Source organism: Litchfieldia sinesaloumensis, from assembly GCF_900156865.1.
Classification (GTDB): Bacteria; Bacillota; Bacilli; order Bacillales; family Bacillaceae_L; genus Ferdinandcohnia; species Ferdinandcohnia sinesaloumensis.
On sequence record NZ_LT732529.1, the window covers coordinates 4,096,273 to 4,117,202 of the forward strand.

At 39.1% G+C, this 20,930-nt stretch carries 19 protein-coding genes; 15 read left to right on the forward strand and 4 right to left on the reverse strand.

What is annotated here, in order from left to right; translation table 11 throughout:
- Positions 1-145: 145 nt before the first annotated feature.
- The 9 genes from CZ490_RS20110 (at position 146) to CZ490_RS20150 (ending at position 7,941) form a co-directional block, all read left to right on the forward strand.
- On the forward strand, positions 146-958 hold the full coding sequence (locus CZ490_RS20110; RefSeq protein ID WP_077620519.1) for a basic amino acid ABC transporter substrate-binding protein: 813 nt from the start codon (positions 146-148) through the stop codon (positions 956-958).
- 75 nt (positions 959-1,033) lie between these two features.
- The gene (locus CZ490_RS20115) at positions 1,034-1,690 is read left to right on the forward strand and encodes an amino acid ABC transporter permease (protein WP_077620520.1); all 657 of its coding nucleotides are present in this window, start codon (positions 1,034-1,036) and stop codon (positions 1,688-1,690) included.
- Positions 1,687-2,409, forward strand: a complete 723-nt coding sequence (locus tag CZ490_RS20120; RefSeq protein WP_077620521.1) for an amino acid ABC transporter ATP-binding protein — start codon at positions 1,687-1,689, stop codon at positions 2,407-2,409. Before CZ490_RS20115 ends, CZ490_RS20120 begins: the two co-directional genes overlap by 4 nt.
- Before the next feature lie 33 nt (positions 2,410-2,442).
- Positions 2,443-2,979, forward strand: a complete 537-nt coding sequence (locus CZ490_RS20125; protein ID WP_077620522.1) for an HD domain-containing protein — start codon at positions 2,443-2,445, stop codon at positions 2,977-2,979.
- Positions 2,980-3,066: 87 nt separating this feature from the next.
- Entirely contained in the window at positions 3,067-3,762 is a 696-nt protein-coding gene (locus CZ490_RS20130) for a TetR/AcrR family transcriptional regulator (RefSeq protein WP_234987266.1), read from the forward strand.
- A gap of 18 nt (positions 3,763-3,780) precedes the next feature.
- Positions 3,781-4,674 carry an ABC transporter ATP-binding protein gene (locus CZ490_RS20135; RefSeq protein ID WP_077620524.1) on the forward strand — a complete coding sequence of 298 codons (894 nt, stop codon included), beginning with the start codon at positions 3,781-3,783 and terminating at the stop codon, positions 4,672-4,674.
- On the forward strand, positions 4,671-5,468 hold the full coding sequence (locus CZ490_RS20140; RefSeq protein WP_077620525.1) for an ABC transporter permease subunit: 798 nt from the start codon (positions 4,671-4,673) through the stop codon (positions 5,466-5,468). Before CZ490_RS20135 ends, CZ490_RS20140 begins: the two co-directional genes overlap by 4 nt.
- A gap of 16 nt (positions 5,469-5,484) precedes the next feature.
- Entirely contained in the window at positions 5,485-6,270 is a 786-nt protein-coding gene (locus CZ490_RS20145) for an ABC transporter permease subunit (protein ID WP_077620526.1), read from the forward strand.
- Positions 6,271-6,513: 243 nt separating this feature from the next.
- Positions 6,514-7,941: an MFS transporter gene (locus CZ490_RS20150; protein WP_077620527.1), complete on the forward strand. Its 1,428-nt coding sequence runs from the start codon at positions 6,514-6,516 to the stop codon at positions 7,939-7,941.
- 41 nt (positions 7,942-7,982) lie between these two features.
- On the opposite strand, the gene CZ490_RS20155 is transcribed toward CZ490_RS20150, so the two are convergent.
- On the reverse strand, positions 7,983-9,179 hold the full coding sequence (locus CZ490_RS20155; protein WP_077620528.1) for an ROK family protein: 1,197 nt from the start codon (positions 9,177-9,179) through the stop codon (positions 7,983-7,985).
- A 325-nt stretch (positions 9,180-9,504) separates the two neighbouring features.
- Between CZ490_RS20155 and tkt the strand changes: the two genes are divergently transcribed.
- Positions 9,505-11,520, forward strand: coding sequence for a transketolase (gene tkt, locus CZ490_RS20160; RefSeq protein ID WP_077620529.1), 2,016 nt, complete (start codon positions 9,505-9,507; stop codon positions 11,518-11,520).
- 101 nt (positions 11,521-11,621) lie between these two features.
- Positions 11,622-12,287 (forward strand): fructose-6-phosphate aldolase, encoded by a 666-nt coding sequence (gene fsa, locus CZ490_RS20165; RefSeq protein ID WP_077620530.1) that lies wholly within the window; start codon positions 11,622-11,624, stop codon positions 12,285-12,287.
- A gap of 1,221 nt (positions 12,288-13,508) precedes the next feature.
- Here fsa and CZ490_RS20170 read toward each other — a convergent pair.
- The 3 genes from CZ490_RS20170 to CZ490_RS20180 form a co-directional block, all read right to left on the reverse strand.
- Positions 13,509-14,414 (reverse strand): nuclease-related domain-containing protein, encoded by a 906-nt coding sequence (locus CZ490_RS20170; RefSeq protein ID WP_077620531.1) that lies wholly within the window; start codon positions 14,412-14,414, stop codon positions 13,509-13,511.
- A gap of 127 nt (positions 14,415-14,541) precedes the next feature.
- A complete protein-coding gene (locus CZ490_RS20175) occupies positions 14,542-15,648 on the reverse strand; it encodes a PAS domain-containing sensor histidine kinase (RefSeq protein WP_077620532.1) in 1,107 nt (368 codons plus the stop codon).
- Entirely contained in the window at positions 15,641-16,294 is a 654-nt protein-coding gene (locus tag CZ490_RS20180) for a response regulator (protein WP_077620533.1), read from the reverse strand. The genes CZ490_RS20175 and CZ490_RS20180 overlap by 8 nt, the downstream gene beginning before the upstream one ends.
- Positions 16,295-16,484: 190 nt before the next feature.
- Here CZ490_RS20180 and CZ490_RS20185 point away from each other — a divergent pair, with 190 nt between their 5' ends.
- From CZ490_RS20185 to CZ490_RS20200, 4 genes are all read left to right on the forward strand, one after another.
- Positions 16,485-17,570 carry a hypothetical protein gene (locus CZ490_RS20185; RefSeq protein WP_077620534.1) on the forward strand — a complete coding sequence of 362 codons (1,086 nt, stop codon included), beginning with the start codon at positions 16,485-16,487 and terminating at the stop codon, positions 17,568-17,570.
- Positions 17,557-19,725, forward strand: a complete 2,169-nt coding sequence (locus CZ490_RS20190; RefSeq protein WP_077620535.1) for a molybdopterin oxidoreductase family protein — start codon at positions 17,557-17,559, stop codon at positions 19,723-19,725. The genes CZ490_RS20185 and CZ490_RS20190 overlap by 14 nt, the downstream gene beginning before the upstream one ends.
- The gene (locus tag CZ490_RS20195) at positions 19,726-20,283 is read left to right on the forward strand and encodes a 4Fe-4S dicluster domain-containing protein (protein WP_077620536.1); all 558 of its coding nucleotides are present in this window, start codon (positions 19,726-19,728) and stop codon (positions 20,281-20,283) included.
- A 78-nt stretch (positions 20,284-20,361) separates the two neighbouring features.
- Positions 20,362-20,889, forward strand: a complete 528-nt coding sequence (locus tag CZ490_RS20200) for a QcrA and Rieske domain-containing protein (RefSeq protein WP_077620537.1) — start codon at positions 20,362-20,364, stop codon at positions 20,887-20,889.
- Positions 20,890-20,930: the final 41 nt, after the last annotated feature.

A 20,930-nucleotide genomic window follows, 5' to 3' on the forward strand; every position in this document is an offset into this window, starting at 1 on the left:
TTTCATTTTTTGTCGATTGGTTTGGTTCTATTGTTCTAGATAGATTTCATAAAATGTAGGGAGAGAGGCATAGGATAGTAGCGGATAGTGGATTCTATGTTTTTTAGACTATTAAAAGAAACAAAAGAATGAGGGGGTTACGTATGTGAAGAAACTAGCTATTTTTTCTGTCTTATTTGTTTTATTATTCTTAGCAGCATGTGGAACGAGTGATACGAGCGGGTCAGATGGTGAAAAAAAGACACTTAAAGTGATGACAGATGCAGCCTATCCACCTTTCGAATTCATGGAGGGGGATAAGATTGTTGGGTTTGAAATCGATTTGATTCATGCGGTGGCTGAGGAAGCGGGGTATGAATTAGATATCAATCATACCGGTTGGGAACCTATCTTTATTGAGTTAGATAAAGGGTCTTATGATATGGCGGTTTCATCGATTTCGATTACGGAAGACCGCAAGAGTAAATATCTTTTTACACTACCAATCTTCTTATCAACAAATAAAATTATGATTCCTGAAGACAGTGATATTCAAACTGCACAAGATTTAAAAGGAAAAGTGGTGGCTGTTCAAGCTTCAACTACAGGGCATTTTGCTGTTGAGAAGGTACTAGGTGAAAAACATCCTGATATAAAAGCTTTTGAAAATAATAATCTAGCAATCCTAGAGCTTGATAGCGGTGGGGCTGATGCGGTTGTGGCCGATAATGGTGTTATTGAATACTACGCAGCACAAAATCCGAACAAAAAACTAAAAGTTGTGGGAGATAAAGACACATTTGAGGCGGAGTTCTATGGAATGATGTTCCCTAAAGGAAGTGATGACCTGAAGGCCGATTTCGACAAGGCAATCGAGGCTGTAATTGAAAGTGGAAAATACACTGAGATTTATAAAGAATGGTTTGGTGCAGAGCCCGATTTAGAGGCTTTAAAGGCGGAACAAGAAGCTTCGAAATAACCCTCATGAAATTGCGTAACGACTTATTGTGTTACGCAATTTTTGCCTTATACAAATTGGTAAGGAGGACAAACCATGGATTTTAGTTTCGAGATAATCAATGATTATCTTCCGTATTTTTGGAAAGGCACTTTGTTAACCATTGGCCTATCCATTGCGGGTATTTTACTTGGGACAATCCTTGGCCTTTTTATTGGTCTTGGGAAAATGATGCGCAATAAATGGGTAGCGTTTCCGTTTGTCTGTTACATCACATTCTTCCGGGGAACGCCACTACTTGTTCAAATATTACTTGTGCATTTTGGTGTTGTACCGTTATTTTTAGGTACCACAAATGGTATTGTAGCTGGTGTAATTGCACTTACTCTTAACGCATCTGCATACATAGCCGAGATTTTTAGAGCGGGTATTCAATCCTTGGATCGAGGACAAATGGAAGCTGCACGATCGTTAGGAATGACACATGTTCAAGCGATGAGATATATCATTATCCCTCAAGCCTTCAAACGGATGATCCCTCCATTGGGTAACGAATTTGTGATTCTAATCAAAGATTCATCCCTTCTATCTGTAGTAGCAACACCAGAACTTATGCACTGGAGTCGTATGATGATGGGGCAGCATGCTAAAGTCTGGGAACCATATTTAACAGCAGCCTTCATCTATTTGGTACTAACCCTAACATTAACCATCCTGTTAAACCATTTAGAAAAGAGGTTGAAAACGGAATGATTAAAGTAGACTCTATCAAAAAATCTTTTGGGAAAAATGAAGTTCTTAAAGGAATCTCAGTTGATATTAGACCACAGGAGGTCGTTGTGGTAATTGGTCCTTCAGGATCTGGAAAGTCGACTTTTTTACGATGCATAAACCTACTAGAAACAATTAATGAAGGACATGTCTATATTGATGGCGTGGATATTACAGATAAACAAACAAATATTAATAAAATCAGAACGGATGTGGGGATGGTATTCCAACAGTTTAATCTTTTTCCTCATAAAACGGTGATGGAAAACATTACACTTTCGCCATTAAAAGTTAAAAAAATCTCCGAAGAACAAGCGTATAATAAAGGTATGCAACTATTGAAGAAAGTCGGTCTAGCAGAAAAGGCAGATGCTTACCCAGATTCATTGTCGGGTGGACAAAAGCAGCGTGTTGCGATTGCCCGAGCCCTCGCTATGGAGCCAAAGATAATGCTGTTTGATGAACCGACTTCTGCTCTAGATCCAGAAATGGTCGGAGAGGTTTTAGAAGTCATGAAGCAGCTAGCGCGCGAGGGTATGACAATGGTTGTCGTAACTCATGAAATGGGATTTGCACGAGAAGTCGGTGACCGTGTCCTTTTTATCGACGAGGGAATGATAGTTGAAGCAAACATACCAAAAGAGCTATTTGAAAACCCTCAGCACGAAAGGACGAAAGCTTTTTTGAGTAAAGTACTTTAGACCTGAGTCAGGTTTTGATTGGGAGGTAGCAAGATGGACGTAATCGAAAAGGCAATTATTGTAGCAAGCAAGGCCCATGATGGACAATATCGAAAGCTAACGAATATTCCCTATATCACACACCCACTTGGTGTTGGGCTACTATTGATGAAGGCGAGTGCACGTGAGGAACTTATCGTTGCTGGTATACTTCACGATACAGTAGAGGACACTGAGTTAACGTTAGAGGAGATTAGTGATGAATTTGGGGAGGAAATAGCGGAGCTTGTGGAGGGCTGCTCTGAGCCGGATAAGTCGCTGTCTTGGGAAGAGAGAAAAGAACATACGATTACTTTCTTACGTACAGCATCGGAAGATATTCGTACAGTTGTATGTGCTGATAAACTACATAATATCCGGTCGATTATCCGTGACTTTGAAGGACAAGGTGAACAAGTCTGGCAAAGGTTTAGCCGAGGAAGGAACAAGCAGGAGTGGTATTATCGAAATGTAGCGGCTAGCCTTGAGTTTGCCTCAACCTTTCCGTTAGTAGACGAACTAAAGAGGGAAATCGATGTATTGTTTGGATAACGTGTTAATGTCTCAAAGATAACTTTGGGGCCTTTTTTGCGTGAGAACGGTATTTGAAAAATGGGATTGTCCAGTGTAAGAATTAAATTGACCACTTTGGTCAATAAAGGTTATGATAGTATTGACCATGTTGGTCAACGTCTTGCGGAGGATCATATTATGCTGTCAAAATTTTTTAATTTAGAACAAGAAAAACAGGAACGTATATTAAATGCAGCAACAAAAGAGTTTGCTGAAAAGAGCTATGCGAACGCTTCTACAAATGAGATTGTTAAAGAAGCAGGTATCTCTAAAGGACTCTTATTTCATTACTTTAAAAATAAAAAAGAATTATACCTGTTTTTATATGACTATTATTTAGAGGTAATTGTTAATGATTTATTTGCAAAAATTGATCTTGATGAGCCAGATATTTTTAAAAAATACCGAGGGATTACATTTATAAAATTCGAACTGATGAAAAAACACCCTGAGATGTTTAATTTTATACGAACTGCTTTTGAAGAAGATTCGCCCGAGGTAAAAGTTGAGTTCGACAAACGGAGCAAGGATGTACTAAAAAGTAGCTACTCAAGATTAGCGAGCTCTATCGATGTAACGAGGTTTAAGGAAGGAATTGATATTCAAAAAGCAATGAATATTATCTTTTGGTCACTAGAGGCTTTCGGTTATCAAAAAAATGATCAAACAAAAGAAATTCCCTTGGATCAGTTAAATATCGAGGATTTTATTGGAGAATTGGATGACTATATTGAGTTGCTAAAGCAAGCATTTTACAAATGATAAGGGGAGGGCTTGAACATGAATGTTATTGAAATTAAGAACCTAACAAAGATGTATGGGAAATCTCGAGGAATTGAAGATATTAGCTTTCATGTGGAAGAAGGTGAAATCTTTGGATTTATCGGGCCCAATGGTGCTGGTAAGTCGACAACTATTCGGACCATGCTATCTCTCATATACCCGACAAGTGGAAGCGCCAAAATCTTTGGGAAGGATACCATTCAGTTTTCATCTGAAATCAAGAAGGAAATTGGTTATCTCCCTTCAGAGGTATTTTACTATGACAATATGAAAGTGAAGGATTTGCTCCATTATTCCGCAAGCTTTTATAAAAAGGACTGCACAAAACGAATGAAAGAGTTGGCAGAAATCATGGAACTTGACCTTAATCGAAAAATTGATGACCTTTCCTTAGGGAACAAAAAGAAGGTCGGGATTATTCAAGGTCTCCTTCATGAGCCGAAACTTGTGATTCTTGATGAGCCAACAAGTGGTCTAGACCCTCTTATGCAACAACGCTTTTTTGAATTGCTTGAGGAAGAAAATAAAAAAGGTGCAACCATACTCTTCTCGTCTCATATTTTAAGCGAGGTACAACGTCTATGTGACCGAGTAGCTATAATTAAAGAGGGTAAAATAGTAACGGTCGAAAAGATTAGTACGTTAAAAGATAACAATTTTAAAAGATTCAAAGTAGAAACAGCAGAGACTATTGATAAAACGTATTTTTCCATTCCAGGAGTAAATAATTTAGAGATAACGGGACAGGAAATAAACTTTTTCTTTAAGGGGAATATCAATTCAGTAATGGAGAAGCTTGCTGGAATTGAGATTACGAATCTATCTGTTACAGAACCTGACCTCGAGGAGATCTTTATGCATTATTACGAGAAGGAGGCCAAGATAAGATGAATGTCTTTTTTCATGAATTAAGGGCCCTTCGAAAGACAACAATCATTTGGACTCTATCGTTAGTGGGGGTCGTCGTATTGTTCATGTCAATGTTTCCAACCATTGCAAAAGATATTGAAGACTATAAGAAGGTGTTAGATGGGTTTCCGGATGCCGTCAAACAAGCAATGGGGCTACAGGTAGAAACTTTTGGATCTGTACTCGGATTTTACGCCTATGTTTTTGTATATATTAGTCTTTGTGGCGCGATACAAGCAATGAATTTTGGAACAGCCATTGTCTCAAAGGAAGCAAGGGAGAAAACAGCCGATTTTCTATTAACAAAACCGATTACCCGGAAAGCGATTCTAACGGCCAAAGTGCTAGCTTCATTCACTGCCATCTTGTTTACAAGCATTGTATATGTAATTGCTTCTTGGGTCATGGTAGCTGCTGTTGCAACGGATGAATACAGTACAAAAGCCTTTTTTCTAATTTCTCTTTCGTTGTTCTTTATCCAATTGATTTTTCTAGCGGTGGGTATTCTCTTTTCGGTAACCCTTCCAAAAATAAAGTCAGTTCTCTCCGTATCATTAGGGACAGTTTTTGGCTTTTTTATTGTTGGGATGCTTAGTTCTACTAGTGGTGACGATTTTAAACGATATTTGTCTCCTTTCAAATATGTTGATTCACACTATTTAATCGAGCATACGAGTTTCGAAGGTTCCTTTTTAATAGCTGGATTGGGGATTGTATTGGTTTCAGTGATTGTTAGTTATATTACGTATTTGAAGAAGGATATTCATTCCGTATAGGAAGGAGGTAGTTTGGATGAATCTGTTCCTAAGGGAGTTAAAGGCATACAGAAAGTCGGTCATTATATGGAGCGTTGGAATTGTTTTGTTTATTTTAATGGGAAAAACGGAATACTCGAGCCTTTCCTCATCTGGAAATTCATTGAATGAACTTATAGAATCGATGCCAAAAGCACTGCAGGCAATCATGGGTACAGGAACACTAGACGTATCAACACCAATTGGTTATTTTTCGATTTTGTATTTGTATTTATTGTTAATGGGCACCATTCATGCTGCGATGTTAGGAGCATCTATCCTCGCAAAGGAAGAGCGAGATAAGACGTTTGAGTTTTTGTTTGTTAAACCTATAACCCGATCTCAGATTATTACGATGAAATTAATGGCGGCATTAGTTAATTTACTTGTTTTTAACATAGTTACAACGATTGCGTCCATGCTCCTTTTTGAAATGAGCCATGAAAGTAGCCAGCTTCTCATGTTAATGGGCGGAATGTTTATTTTACAGGTGTTATTTTTAACAATTGGCTCAGCACTAGCTTCTGTTTTACGAAGTCCCAAAAGAGCAGCACCCATTGCAACTGGAATTTTACTATTCACATTTATATTATCAATTGTGATTGATTTAAGTGAACATCTCAATTTCCTTACGTACATCGTCCCATTTAAGTATTTTGCAGCAAAAGATATTCTTACCAGAGATGGATATGACGCATTGTTTGTTATTTTGTCACTTTTATTAATTGTCGTTCTTACGATAATTGCTTTTGTTTTTTATAAAAAGAAGGATTTGAATACGTGAAATAGGAGAGATCTCTTCGTAACGAAGGGGTCTTTTTTATTTGTATAAAATAGAGAAAATTCAACTTAATGAGTGTAAGCGGGAAACATTTACAGGAATTCAAACTCGAAAATATATTGACGAATTAAAATATAAAGTGATAGTATTCTAATATGCTATTTAATTTGTTTAGCCAACTAACAAAAAACTTGCAAGTTTTTCATAGTTAACTAATCTATCCATAACTAATGGGGGAATGTGAAAATGAGCACAGCAAAGAAACTCGATATCGCTGATGTAAATGTAAGCGGAAACGAGCCAGGACCTAAAGTACGTCCCTTTGGATTAAGAGACAAGCTTGGTTATTTATTTGGAGATTTCGGAAACGATTTCTTTTTTATACTTGTAGCAATCTTCTTAATGGTATTCTATACAGATGTATTTCATATTCATCCAGCTACAGTAGGGGCATTATTTGCGGTCGCACGACTATGGGATGCTTTTGCTGACGTGGCATGGGGGCGTTTCATCGATACAAGAAAAACGACGCCTAATGGTAAGTTTAGACCTTGGATTTTAAGAATGTCCTTCCCACTTGTTATTACTGGTGTATTAATGTTTGTTAAGATTCCGGGAATGTCCGATGGATTCTATCTAGCATGGGCATTCGTAACGTATATCGTCTGGGGAACACTCTACAGTACAGTGAATATCCCTTATGGGTCAATGGCTTCTGTTATTACAGATGATCCTGTTGAACGTACATCTCTTTCTGGTTGGAGAACAATGGGGGCACAAGCTGCTGGTTTAATCATCGGTGTCGGTGGTCCAATGGTTGTATTTGTTGATAATCAAATTGATCATAACCGCATGTTAATGGCGGCAATTGTATTCGGTGTTCTAGCACTTGCTTGTTATATCGCATGTTATAAAATGGTAACTGAGCGGGTTGTAGCACCTGAGAGACCAAAGGTAAAGGGTTCTTCAAAAGCAACAATGAAAGGGCTTATAAAAAACAAACCATTAATCTGGATTCTTGTTGCATCTCTAACATTCATGGTTTGTACGATGCTTATTCAGTCAGTTAACATATTCTTATTCAAAGATTATTTTGCAAACGCTAAAGCAGTTAGTATGGTGAATTTAGTAACGTCAGGTACAGTCTTTCTACTAATGCCATTCTTAAGTCCTCTTGTAAAAAGATTTGGTAAGAAGGAACTAGCAGCGGCTGGAATGTTACTTGCTGGGCTAGTCTACTTACTGTTATTCTTCTTAAAGGACATTAGTGCTATGCAATTTGTTGGTATTCTAACAATTGGAATGCTTGGTAACGCAATCTTCAATCTTGTAATATGGGCTTTTGTAACCGATGTTATCGATTATCATGAGTACATCACTAATTTGCGTGAAGATGCGACAGTCTATTCTATTTATTCAATGGCTCGTAAAGTCGGGCAAGCTGTTGCTGGTGGTCTAGGTGGAGTCCTAATTGGTGTAGTTGGTTATAATTCAACTTTGAAAGTACAAACTCAAGAAACTCTAGATGGTATTCACGCCTTAGGAACATTATTACCAGCTGTCATCTTTTTAGCTATATTCCTAATAATCGTTTTCTTCTATCCATTAAATAAACAACGCACAATTCAGTTAGCAGCTGATTTAGCAGACAGAAGAAAAGAAAACAACAACTAAATATCAATATAGAAAAATCCCTTCAGTCTATCTGAAGGGGTTTAATTTTGGTTATTTTTTTCGTACGTTTTTTCATCATCTACATATTGTAAATTTAGCATTGGAACTCCAAGAAAATGCTTTATCGCAAATGCGCAAGCTCCCATAGTTACTGATTTTTTTCCGAAACTTGAGATGGATAAGTGACGATAGTGACTAATAGTAGAAGTTAAATGTTCTTCAATTTTTTCGATAGAACCCTCATATAGTCTGAGAATCTCCCCATCAAGGATAATCGTATCGGGATTATACATATTAATCATATTATTTAATCCAATCGAAAGGTAATAAATATAGTTGTCAAGGCGTTCAAGAATATCTTGGTCACCCTCGGCAATTGATTTACGTAAATCCTCATAGGTATAAGATGAAAGATTTTTTTCAACCATTATATTTTCTAGAAAAACGATCTCAGAGGCATATTGTTCCCAACAGCCTTCATTTCCGCATGTACAAGGTCTACCTCGTGGAACAACAATCATATGACCAATTTCACCTGCAAAACCATCATTCCCACGGAAAAATTCATTGTCCATAATCATTCCGAGTCCAATTCCAGTATATATAGTCGCACATAACAGGCTATTGGTTTCATGATGATGAAAAACCCTCTCGGCAAAGGCCGACATATTTGCATTGTTTTCAATATGTACCTTAAGTTGACAGGCTTTCTCTAAATCATTCTTAAGATCAACAGAACCCCATTGGAAGCGAGGAACAAAATGTATCTTTTCATCTTTGCCAACTAATCCGTGAACGGCAATCACGACTCCAATAATACCGTAACGGTTGTCAGCAAACTCATCTGTAAAGGAATTGATTTGCTCAATTAATAGCTGAAGAATACTTTTATAATCAAGTTTAGTACATTCAACTGTTTTTTCACATACAGGGTTACCCAGAAGGTCTGATAGAGTAAAGGATATTTGTCCGTACTCTACATCTATTCCAAGCGCATAGCCCGCCTTAGCGTTTAATGAAAGCATAATTGGCTTTCTTCCAACACTGTTATGCTCAAGTTGAGTTTCGATGATTAAGTCTTCATCTAATAAATCAGCAACCTGTGCGGAGACAGTCGCCCTTGTAAGTGCTGTTGCTTTGGAAATGTCAGCCCTCGAAATCATGCCTTTTTCTATAATCTTCTCTAAAATTAGAGAACGATTTATTTTTTTAATATAAGCTGCATCTCCAGTTATCATACGAATCCCCCATCTGGTAGTAAGTACAACTAATTCAATATGCGATATTTAAAAGTGAATTCATCTTTAAGTTACGCATAATTATGTGCAATATGTGACAATTTTACATGACGACGCTTTCATGAATAAAAAAATTGCAAATGAATTAATTGTTTCTAGATTGTTAATTGACGAATATAAGTTGGGATGGTACATTATAAATGGTTATAATTTGTTTAGTGAACGAATTAATTATACACCTTATCTTTAGGATTGAAAAGATTGGATTTTTTAGGTAGGGTATAACAATAAGATTATTATCTTAATAGTTTAGGAGAGTGGAAAAATGAATACGGTTTTAAGTAATAAAGAACTTGATTTATTAGCTATTAACACAATTCGAACTCTTTCTATTGATGCTGTAGAGAAGGCAAATTCTGGACATCCAGGTATGCCGATGGGTGCTGCTCCAATGGCATACACTCTTTGGGCAAGAGAGATGAATCATAATCCTGCAAATCCAAACTGGTTCAATCGCGACCGCTTTGTTTTATCAGCTGGACATGGTTCCATGCTTTTATATAGCATGTTACATTTATTTGGTTATGATGTAACCTTAGAAGATTTGAAAAACTTCCGCCAATGGGGAAGCAGAACTCCAGGACATCCTGAGTTTGGTCATACTCCAGGTGTTGAAGCAACGACTGGTCCACTAGGACAAGGTATTGCGATGGCAGTCGGTATGGCAATGGCTGAAAGACATCTAGCTGAAACATACAACAAAGATAAATATGATCTAGTTAACCACTTTACATATGCAATCTGTGGTGATGGTGATTTAATGGAAGGTGTTTCTGCTGAAGCAGCTTCACTTGCAGGTCACTTAAAATTAGGCCGTCTAGTTGTAATGTACGATTCAAACGATATTTCTTTAGATGGTGATTTAAACCTTTCTTTCTCTGAAAGTGTTGAAGATCGTTTTAAAGCATATGGTTGGCAAGTAATCCGCGTTGAAGATGGTAATGACACTGAAGAAATTCAAAAAGCATTACAAGATGCAAAAGCAGATTTAAACCGCCCAACATTAATTGAAATTAAAACAACAATCGGTTTCGGTTCTCCTAATAAAGGAGGAAAGTCAGCTTCACACGGTGCTCCACTTGGTAAAGACGAAGTTACTTTAACTAAAGAATCTTACGGCTGGAAAAATGAAGAGCCATTCTTCGTTCCAGAAGAAGTAAGAGAGCACTACAGCCAATTTGTAGAAGCTGGTAAAGAAAAAGAGAGTGTATGGAACGAATTATTTGCAGAATATAAAAAAGAATACCCTGAATTAGCGAAACAATTTGAAATGGCATTAAATGGTGAGCTACCAGAAAATTGGGAAGCTTCACTTCCAAGCTTTGAAGCTGGATCTTCAGTTGCAACTCGTGACGCATCAGGTAAAGCTTTAAATGCTGCTGCTACAGCAATTCCACAATTAATCGGTGGTTCAGCTGACTTAGCAGGTTCAAACAAAACATTAATTACTTCTGAAAAGAACTATGCAATCGACAGCTTTGCTGCTCGTAACATCTGGTTCGGTGTTAGAGAATTTGCAATGGGTGCTGCAATCAACGGTATGGCACTTCACGGTGGTGTAAAAGTATTCGGAGCTACATTCTTCGTATTCTCTGATTACCTACGTCCAGCTATTCGTCTAGCTGCTCTAATGAAACTACCTGTAACATATGTATTTACACATGATTCAATCGCTGTTGGTGAAGATGGACCAACGCATGAGCCGGTTGAACAATTAGCTGCACTACGAGCAATGCCAGGACTTTCAATTCTACGTCCAGCTGACGCGAAAGAAACAGCTGCTGCATGGCGCTTAGCAATCGAAAGCACTGACACACCAACAGCACTTGTATTAACTCGTCAAGGTTTACCTACTTTAGAACTTGACCCAGAAGCTGTATACGAAGGTGTTAAAAAAGGAGCTTATGTGGTTTCTGAAGCAAAAGGAGAAGTTGCGGGTCTATTACTTGCTACAGGTTCTGAAGTTTCATTGGCAATCGCTGCACAACAAGAGCTTGAAAAAGAAGGTATCTTCGTATCTGTTGTAAGTATGCCAAGCTGGGATCGCTTTGAAAAGCAATCAGCTGAGTACAAAGCAAGCGTTCTTCCAAAATCTGTGAAGGCTCGTGTTGGTATTGAAATGGCTTCTTCACTAGGTTGGAAAGCATATGTTGGTGACGAAGGTAAAGTACTTGCAGTTGATACATTCGGAGCATCTGCACCTGCAGGTAAGCTTCTTGAAGAATACGGCTTTACAGTTGCTAACGTAGTGAAAAATTTTAAAGAAGTTTTAAATAAATAATTTCTAGTAGTTTTTACTAACAGCATTTGACTTAACCTTACGAATAGGTGAGTCAAATGTTTCTAACAATATGTATGATTAGAAACTGGAGGGAAAAAGAAATGAAATTTTTTATCGATACAGCTAATCTAGATGACATTAAAAAAGCGTACAAAATGGGTGTGCTTTCTGGTGTAACAACAAACCCATCACTTGTAGTTAAAGAAGGCGTAAAATTCGAAGACCGAATCGCTGAAATCCTTCAATCAGTACCTGAAGTAGAAAGCGTATCTGCAGAAGTATCTCCAGATGCTGAAACTGCTGAACAAATGATCGCAGAAGCTGAAGAGCTTCTAAAAATCAACGGTGGCGACAAAAACATCACAATCAAAGTTCCAATGACTGTTGCTGGTTTAGAAGCTACACGTTACCTTTCTAAAAAAGGTGTTAAAACAAACGTTACTCTAATCTTCACAATGAACCAAGCTCTACTAGCAGCTCGTGCTGGTGCAACTTATGTATCTCCATTCTTAGGTCGTCTTGACGACATCTCTGAAGACGGCGTACAGCTTGTTGCAAAAATTGCTGAGCTATTCCGTGTTCATAACTTAGATTCACAAATCATCGCTGCATCTGTAAGACACCCAGACCATGTTACTCGCGTAGCATTAGCTGGTGCTCACATTGCAACAATCCCATACTCTGTAATTGAGCAACTTACTAAGCACCCACTTACAGACCAAGGCCTAGAAAAATTCGCGGCTGACTGGGTAAAAGCAGTAAAATAATAGGACGATTTTATGTAAGGCCCCAATTCGCTGATTAGTGGATTGGGGTTTTTGGTGTTTTGTTTAGAACTTGTTGCGGGTTCTGAAGAAGAGTGGTTCTGGGTTTGATATGAAGAAACTAATGCTCTAAGGGAGTGAAAAGATAAGATTGTCATGAAAGTAATGAAGACACAGAATCTCCTGTCGATCGGAAGAACATGTCGTCATAAGTGCGATGAAGACACAATCTCTCCTGGCGAGCGGAAGAAGATGTCGTCATGAGTGTAATGAAGACACAGAATCTCCTGGTGAGCGAAAGAAGATGTCGTCATGAGTGTAGTGAAGACACAAACTCTCCTGGTGAGCGGAAGAAGATGTCGTCATAGAGTGGATGAAGACACAAAATCTCCTGTCGAGCGGAAGAAGATGTCGTCATAGAGTGGATGAAGACACAAACTCTCCTGGCGAGCGGAAGAACATGTCGTCATGAGTGCGATGATGACATAAAATCTCCTGTCGAGCGGAAGAAGATGTCGTCATAGAGTGGAATGAAGACACAAAATCTCCTGGTGAGCGAAAGAAGATGTCGTCATGAGTGCGATGATGACATAAAATCTCCTGTCGAGCGGAAGAAGATGGTCGTCATAGAGTGGATGAAGACACAAACTCTCCTGGCGAGCGGAAGAACATGTCGTCATGGGTGCGATGAAGACACAAACTCTCCTGGCGAGCGGAAGAACATGTCGTCATTAGTGCGATGAAGACACAAAGGCTCCAGGTGAGCGGAAGAACATGTCGTCATGAGTGTAGTGAAGACACAAAATCTCCTGGCGAGCGAAAGAAGATGTCGTCATGAGTGCGATGAAGACACAAACTCTCCTGGTGAGCGAAAGAAGATGTCGTCATGAGTGCGATGAAGACACAAACTCCCCTGGCGAGCGGAAGAAGATGTCGACATAGAGTGGATGAAGACACGAAATCTCCTGTCTAGCGGAAGAACATGTCGTCATAGAAGTAATGAGAACACAAACACTTATGAGAAGTGGAAAAACATGTCGTCATGGGGCCACGAAAACACAAGCTCTTCTGCGAGCGTGAAGGAATACGTTATCATAAATTTAATTAAGCTTTAATCACACAAAAGGGTCCTTCATCCAAGTAGAGAAGGACCCAATCAAATAAGCAACCAAACCAACTAGAGCAAAACCCCGTATGAATTTGTAATGAATGATTTTAAATCATTCATACATAATAAGTCCACTGGTTAACCCCAACATTCATAAAGTTTGTAGAAAGTATCCTTCGTATACTCCTTTTTGGATGAATCCCCCCACACCAATCATAAACAAGATTAGTCGTAATCTTTCCTTCGGGAAAAAGCATCTGATACTCTTTAACAGATCTCAATACAGCGCTTGAAACCGATTCCCTATGCCCACATTCTCTGCATAAGCATGTACGACCTTCTGTTACAACATCAAACGAATCACACATCTCACAAGTGATTCCTTTACGAAGCTCCTCGTACCTATAACTAGGTACTTTGGTAAAAGGAGATTTAGTGATGTGGAGTGATACCAATAATTCAGCAATCTTTTTTTGCTTTTCGTTAATTTTGGACGGGATTGAATCCAGGGTCTTCATATGATTATTAATTTGCGTCGGTAATAAAGCTTGTAGATGCAGGGGTGCTTGGTATAGGGTGAAAGTAGGATGGTTAAAAACGACGGTGGCATCGATTGGGAGTTGACATCCGTGGTTACGCAGTAACTGATTCAATAAGGATTCACTTCTACTTAACTGGAGGATGGGGTTAATTACTTCCAGTCTTGGCTTTTTGAATAGTTTATTTGACTCGTACAAGTAGTCGCCTTCAAGATACTTCACTTCATACGTGTTGATTTTCCCATCAATTAAAATAAGAGAATCGATTTGGAAGATCGTGTTATTCACTTCAAGCAGCAAGTCATTTAGCACTAAGCAATCACTCTGCAGTTGTTCGGTAAGAGAATCGAATAATACTTCGCCTTCATAGCCCTTTAGTAAGTTCAAAAAATACTGCTTGTCTTTACCTTGTAAGTCACTTCGTTTGTCCAGAATTTCAAATACAATTAATTCGTCAGACTTGGTACGATATTTATAAATCATATTCCACAACCTTTTCTAGTTTTTCAACTCCATTATATTTGAAAATTTAGTAGATTCATAGAAAAAATCGAGAAGTCCCCCGTCCAAATAAAAAATCCGGCTCTAGCGAAAGAACCGGTTTAAAGATTTATTTCGGCACTTCAAGATCTAAGGTCGTGCCTTTTCCAACTTCAGATTCTAAATGTAAGCTTCCATCGATACTTCGGGCACGTTCTTCCATGCTGAAGAGGCCAACGCCATTTCCTTTTTCGTCAGTCGTAAAGCCCTGTCCATTGTCACTTACTTTAACGGTAACTTTGGCTTCCTCTTCATGAATTGATACGATGGCTTCTGCAACATTCGCATATTTTGCGATATTGGTTAAAGCCTCTTGGACCACTCGATAGATCGTTGTTTCTTTATGAATATCTAATCGTGTCTTTAAGGTACATTCAAATTCAACATTAATACCGTAATGCTGTGTGTAATGTTCAATATACTTCCGAAGAGCTGGTACGACACCGAGATCATCCAATACAGAAGGGCGGAGCTCCCATGCTAGGCCACGAATATCCTCCATCATAAAAGATACATCCTGACGCAGGCGTGAAAGACGTTCTTCTGGTTGTTCACTTAGTATTTGGTCAAGTTGAATTAGTATAGAAAACATGCTTTGACCGATTCCATCATGTAGTTCGCGTGAAAAGCGTTTGCGTTCTTCTTCCTGGATACTGATGACCCGTGTCATCATACTCTTCAATTCTTCTTGTGTTTCCTTCAATGCTGTAACTTCATGGCGGACTGCGAGGTATTGTTTTGGTCGGCCATTTTCAGAAAGAATGGGCACTATGGTTGTATCAACCCAATAAAAAGAACCGTCCTTCGCTTTGTTCTGAATTTCACCTTGCCAAACATGTCCGGAGCCGATCGTACGCCACATGTCTTTCCAGAATTCCTTCGGATGATGACCGGAATTAATGATTCGGTGATCTTGTCCAAGTAACTCTTCCTTTGAATACTTCGAGATCTCACAGAACTTATTATTAATGTATTGGATTTTACCTTGACGGTCGGTAATAGCAACAATGGAGGACTCGTCCAATGCATAGGTTAAGTCCGCCAGGTGGCGCAATGATTTACCTACATCCTCACGAAAAGTAGGATTCTCAATATGATCTTCTAGCTCAGCGAGGAGCTTGACAACGTTTGGACCGCCAATTTCCGATTGGTATTTTAGCCGATCAATTTTATTCAAAATGCAGTAATCCTTTCTTCATTGCATATTTTACAAGCTCTGGTCGAGTTTTTAAACCAAGTTTCTCCATCAAATTACTTTTATGCGATTCAACCGTTTTTACACTAATAATTAAGTGCTCGGCAATTTCTTTATTTGAATAACCCTTAGCAATCCATTCGAGTACTTCCTTTTCACGTTCAGACAATAATGCAAAGGAATCCGCGTTGTCCCCATTTTTTACTCGGTCTAAGTATCCGCCCATTAATACCTTCGTCGCAGAGGGAGTTAAATAGGCATTCCCAGTAGAAACAGATTCAATTGCCCCAAGCAAATCATCGTGTGGTGCATTTTTTAAAATATAGCCAGATGCTCCAGCATGGATGGCTCTGAACAAGTACTCTTCGTCATCATGCATGGTTAAGATGAGAATGGCTAATTCTGGCATAAGTTCGTGTAGTTCTTGAGTAGCCGTTAATCCATCTTTTCCATGTGGCATGCTTAAATCCATGAGTACAACGTCAGGGTTTAATTCCTTTGCTTTTTTAATCGCTTCGTCACCTTCAGAAGCTTCCCCAATTACTTCTATATTATTTTTGCCGTTCAACAACATCATTAGTCCAGATCGAACTACGGCATGGTCATCAACAATCAATAATCTAACCACAGTATACCTCCCCACAAATCCTCAATAGTTTCATTATAACATGTCAACAGACGCTGTTCGAAAACCAATCGTTCAATAAATCGTTACAAATAAGGGATTTTTCATCCAAAGATAGGGAGGTTCCCTGATATGTTTTAAATCACACTTCTTCTACAATAGGTGTTAGTTAATCGATTGAGGAGGAGTTCGTATGCAGGCGAGAGCTGCTGAAATCCAAAAGAAGCAGGCACCAGCTTATAATAATGCATTTGCATCAAAGTTTGCCAAGTCCATGTTTTTATCTGTGTTAGGGTTGGCTATTTTATCTTTTATTGGAACAAGAATGTTTACCCATGTTGATTTGAATCTTTACGGGTACATGGTTGGAACGATTGTCTTTCTTGGAGGTTTCTTTTATCGGTTCATCGCATGGGGAGAAAGACCGCCAACAAAGATTATTATCAAAAAAGGCTTGAAACTGTTAGTTAGAAAATCAACACCCAAAACATCTGTTGATCATTTAGCTACATATAACTTCATTTGGAATAGGGGAATTTACCGATGGACCCAGCATATCTTAATCGGTTGGGGTTGCATCCTTTCCTGTTTGGTTACATTTCCACTTGTCTTTGGTTGGATGTATTTCACAATGGATGAAAACGGCTATTACAACATCATTGCAATGGGAATTCAAATCATGACGGTACCCGCAGATGGTATCATCGCAAATCTTTCATATAATGCCTTAAATATAACAGCAATAATGGTAATTGCAGGAGTTTGTATGGCTATGTATCGCCGTATGAAAAACCTTCAGGCACGAGCAGAGCAGAAGTTCATGTATGATTTACTGCCATTATACTTACTGCTATTTGTTAGCATAACCGGGTTGCTTTTAACGTTTATGAATATTTTCATGCATGGCTGGGGTCAACCTGTTATGTCAATGATTCATCAATGGTCCGTCATTATTACGTTAATCTACCTGCCGTTCGGTAAGCTTGCCCATATTCCTTTCCGTCCAATGAGTGTTTTGGCGAGAAATTATCGCGAGCATTATGCAGAAAAGGAAACAAAAGAGTGTAAGGTTTGTGGTAATGGCTTTGTTTCTACAGAACAATCACAGGATGTAATTCATGTCCTTGATGTGAACGATATCCATTTTAAAACGAAGGAAGGTCATCATTTAGCAGAAATGTGTCTTCCATGTCGTAGAAAATACCGGATTGCGCAATTTTCCGGCTTCCCGACCCATGAGGTCAAAGTTAAGGAGGCAAATCAGAATGCAAAGGGATAAGTTTTTTAAAGAAGAGAAGAATGTTAATCATCCAAACGAAAAGCTAATAAAAACACATTGCAGCTATTGCGGGATGCAGTGCGGAATGAACCTACGAGTAAATACAGTTACCAATAAAATCGTAGGGGTTGAACCTCGTTACGATTGGCCAGTAACTGTCGGAAAAATGTGTCCGAAAGGTGTTACAGCCTACCAACAGACGAACCATCAGGATCGAATCTTAAAGCCGCTTATACGTGATGATGCATCATTAAAGGGAACGAAAGAAGGCTTTCGTGAAGCAAGTTGGGAAGAAGCGTACGAGTTAATCGTCAAAAACTTTAAGAAATTACAAGACGAGTACGGAAAGGATTCCTTATCAGTCTTCAGTGGAGTGTCAATGACAAATGAAAAATGTTATCTAACAGGTAAGTTTGCACGTGTGGCATTAGGAACTCGTTATATCGATTACAATGGTCGTTTTTGTATGTCTAGTGCGGCTGGTGGATTCCTTCGTTCATTTGGGGTTGATCGTGGATCGACATTACCTTGGACGGATATCCATGAAACGGATTGCTTATTTATCGCAGGAAGTAATACAGCAGAGTGTCACCCAACGTCTATGTTCCGCGTTTGGAACGTCCAGGAAAGAGGAGGATACATCATTGTTGTTGACCCTCGTGAAACACCAATAGCAAGAAGAGCGGATTTGCATTTAGATCTAAAACCAGGAACAGACTTAGCTCTAGCAAATGGAATCCTACATTTACTTATTGAAAATGGGTATACAGATAACGAATTTATTGCGAACCATACAAATGGTTTTGAAGAAACGAAGGAACTTGTGAAGGAATTCACACCTGAATACACAAGTGAGTTAACAGGAGTGGCACCTGAGAAAATTATTCGGGCTGCAGAAATTTACGGAAAAGCGCCTAATGCTGTTGTTATGTTTGCTCGTGGTATTGAGCAGCAACATAAGGGTGTAGACAATGTTTCTGCTTATACCAATATGGCACTTATTACTGGAAAAATCGGTCGACCAAAATCGGGCGTAGCTACTTTTACTGGGCAAGGGAACGGGCAAGGTGGTCGTGAACATGGACAAAAGTCAGATTTATTACCTGGCTATCGTAAAATCACAAATCCTGAGCATGTAAAAGAGGTGTGTAATGTTTGGGGGATTACTCCAGAGGAAATGCCAAAGCCAGGTGTATCTGCTTATGAAATGTTTGAACTAATGGAGGAAAAAACGATTCGTGGGTTATATCTTCTTTGTTCAAACCCAGCGGTATCTGCACCTAACTTAAACTTTGTCAGAAAAGCACTAAAATCACTCGACTTCATGGTGTGTGCTGACTTTTACTTATCAGAATCTGCAGAGTTTGCGGATGTGGTTCTTCCGTCTGTGACATGGTCTGAAGATGAAGGAACAGTTACAAATATTGAAGGGCGTATTATTAAAATCAATAAAGCCCAGGAACCGATTGGTGAATCTAAGCCGGACTGGCAAATGCAGGTCGAGCTTGCAGAACGTCTAGGTAGAGGCCAATATTTCTCACATTTAAAAACAGCCAAGGATGTAGCGGATGAGTTCCGCCTTGCAAGTAAAGGTGGCTATGCTGACTACTACGGAGCAACATGGGAAAAAATCGATAAACAAGATGGAGTATTCTGGCCTTGCCGTGATGAGAAAGACCAAGGAACACCACATATGTTCCTAGATAAAAAATTCTATCATCCAGATGGAAAAGCGAAAATATGTGCTTTGCCGTACCGTCCTCCTGCTGAAGAACCGGATCAAACATATCCACTGCGTTTAACAACAGGGCGTGTAGTGTATCACTATTTATCAGGTAACCAGACAAGACGTATTCCATTTTTAAGAGATATGTGCCCTGAACCATATGTTGAGGTTCATCCGGAATTGGCTGCCAAATATGAGATCCAGCATGAAGAACGTGTTCGTCTATTTACTAGAAGGGGCGAAAGTATTTACAAAGTAAAAATTACGGAAGCAATCCGAAAGGATACTGTGTTTGTTCCTTACCATTTCGGTCATGAAGAGTCTATCAATCTACTAACAATTGCAGCACTTGATCCAATTTCAAGAATGCCGGAATTTAAGGCATGTGCTGCTCAGATTGAAAAATTAGTTGTAAAGAAGGTGCAGTAAATGCAAAAAAGGCTATATTTAGAATTGGAAAACTGTATTGGATGCCGCTCTTGCCTTGCAGCCTGTACACAGTGTGGGGGACATGAAGAACGAAATCGAAACTATGTATATGATGTCAATCCGCTTGTGAACAGACAGACTATGCCACTCATGTGTCTGCATTGTGTAAATCCTGCATGCGCTAGAAGCTGTCCGGCACAGGCAATCCAAATCCACGAGTCAGGCGCAGTCTTGTCTGCACTGGTTGAAAAATGCATTGGCTGCCAAAACTGTACGATTGCATGCCCATATGGCATACCAAAATTTGATGAAGAACAAAATCTAATGTACAAATGTGATCTGTGTATTGACCGTACAAAGGATAACATTCCGCCGATGTGTGCAAGTGTTTGTCCATCAAATACAATCCAATGGCTAAGTGATGAGGAAATTGAGGCTAAAAAACAAAGTCATAATCTCGACAATGGTAAATGGGTAACAAGCATGCCGCTTGAGGGAGAAACGAATGTAAAAATTAGCTTACCTGGAATTTTACAAGGCATTGAGAAGTTATTTTAAGAATGGGTTCAAAGACGAGAATGAGAAAGCAACACATTTTCAATGGACTTTTGAACAATCGCTATAGGAGTGATGGGAATGCCGACTGATAAGAATAATCAAGTTCCTTTTAATGAGGATAATTACACACATAATATTAACCGCAATAATGAACGAAGCCTTGATCGACGTGGCTTCATGAAAACGTTGGTTGGAGCAGCAGGTGTCTTCGCTATTTCTTCACTACCGTGGGGAGCTGTAGCTGCAAAGGAATTAATGGGCCTTGGAGAAAAGGAATACTCACATAAAAAAATAATCGATATAAGTAAGTTAGCCGTAGGTGATTCCACCGATTTCACCTTTCCTGGTGACCATGATGATGCCATCTTAATTAGACTAGCTGAAAATAAATTCGTCGCTTATCAAAATGCATGTACCCATCTACGTTGCCCAGTTTTTTGGGTGAAGGAGGAGGGACAAATGGTTTGTCCTTGCCACCACGGTTTCTTTGATGTAGAAACGGGTGCACCGACTGCAGGACCACCTCGTCGTCCGCTACCTGAAATCCAGGTGAAGGTTGAGAATGGAGCAGTTTATGCGGTGAAGGTGAAACGTTATGAGGCGTAGTTACCAAGGTGTACTTATCCTTTCTGTCATCTTGCTGTTAA

Coding starts and splice junctions, on each gene's coding strand:
- CZ490_RS20115 (WP_077620520.1), top strand. CDS start 1,034: ATGGATTTTAGTTTCGAGATAATCAATGATTATCTTCCGTATTTTTGG.
- CZ490_RS20120 (WP_077620521.1), top strand. CDS start 1,687: ATGATTAAAGTAGACTCTATCAAAAAATCTTTTGGGAAAAATGAAGTT.
- CZ490_RS20125 (WP_077620522.1), top strand. CDS start 2,443: ATGGACGTAATCGAAAAGGCAATTATTGTAGCAAGCAAGGCCCATGAT.
- CZ490_RS20135 (WP_077620524.1), top strand. CDS start 3,781: ATGAATGTTATTGAAATTAAGAACCTAACAAAGATGTATGGGAAATCT.
- CZ490_RS20140 (WP_077620525.1), top strand. CDS start 4,671: ATGAATGTCTTTTTTCATGAATTAAGGGCCCTTCGAAAGACAACAATC.
- CZ490_RS20145 (WP_077620526.1), top strand. CDS start 5,485: ATGAATCTGTTCCTAAGGGAGTTAAAGGCATACAGAAAGTCGGTCATT.
- CZ490_RS20150 (WP_077620527.1), top strand. CDS start 6,514: ATGAGCACAGCAAAGAAACTCGATATCGCTGATGTAAATGTAAGCGGA.
- CZ490_RS20155 (WP_077620528.1), bottom strand. CDS start 9,179: ATGATAACTGGAGATGCAGCTTATATTAAAAAAATAAATCGTTCTCTA.
- tkt (WP_077620529.1), top strand. CDS start 9,505: ATGAATACGGTTTTAAGTAATAAAGAACTTGATTTATTAGCTATTAAC.
- fsa (WP_077620530.1), top strand. CDS start 11,622: ATGAAATTTTTTATCGATACAGCTAATCTAGATGACATTAAAAAAGCG.
- CZ490_RS20170 (WP_077620531.1), bottom strand. CDS start 14,414: ATGATTTATAAATATCGTACCAAGTCTGACGAATTAATTGTATTTGAA.
- CZ490_RS20185 (WP_077620534.1), top strand. CDS start 16,485: ATGCAGGCGAGAGCTGCTGAAATCCAAAAGAAGCAGGCACCAGCTTAT.
- CZ490_RS20190 (WP_077620535.1), top strand. CDS start 17,557: ATGCAAAGGGATAAGTTTTTTAAAGAAGAGAAGAATGTTAATCATCCA.
- CZ490_RS20195 (WP_077620536.1), top strand. CDS start 19,726: ATGCAAAAAAGGCTATATTTAGAATTGGAAAACTGTATTGGATGCCGC.
- CZ490_RS20200 (WP_077620537.1), top strand. CDS start 20,362: ATGCCGACTGATAAGAATAATCAAGTTCCTTTTAATGAGGATAATTAC.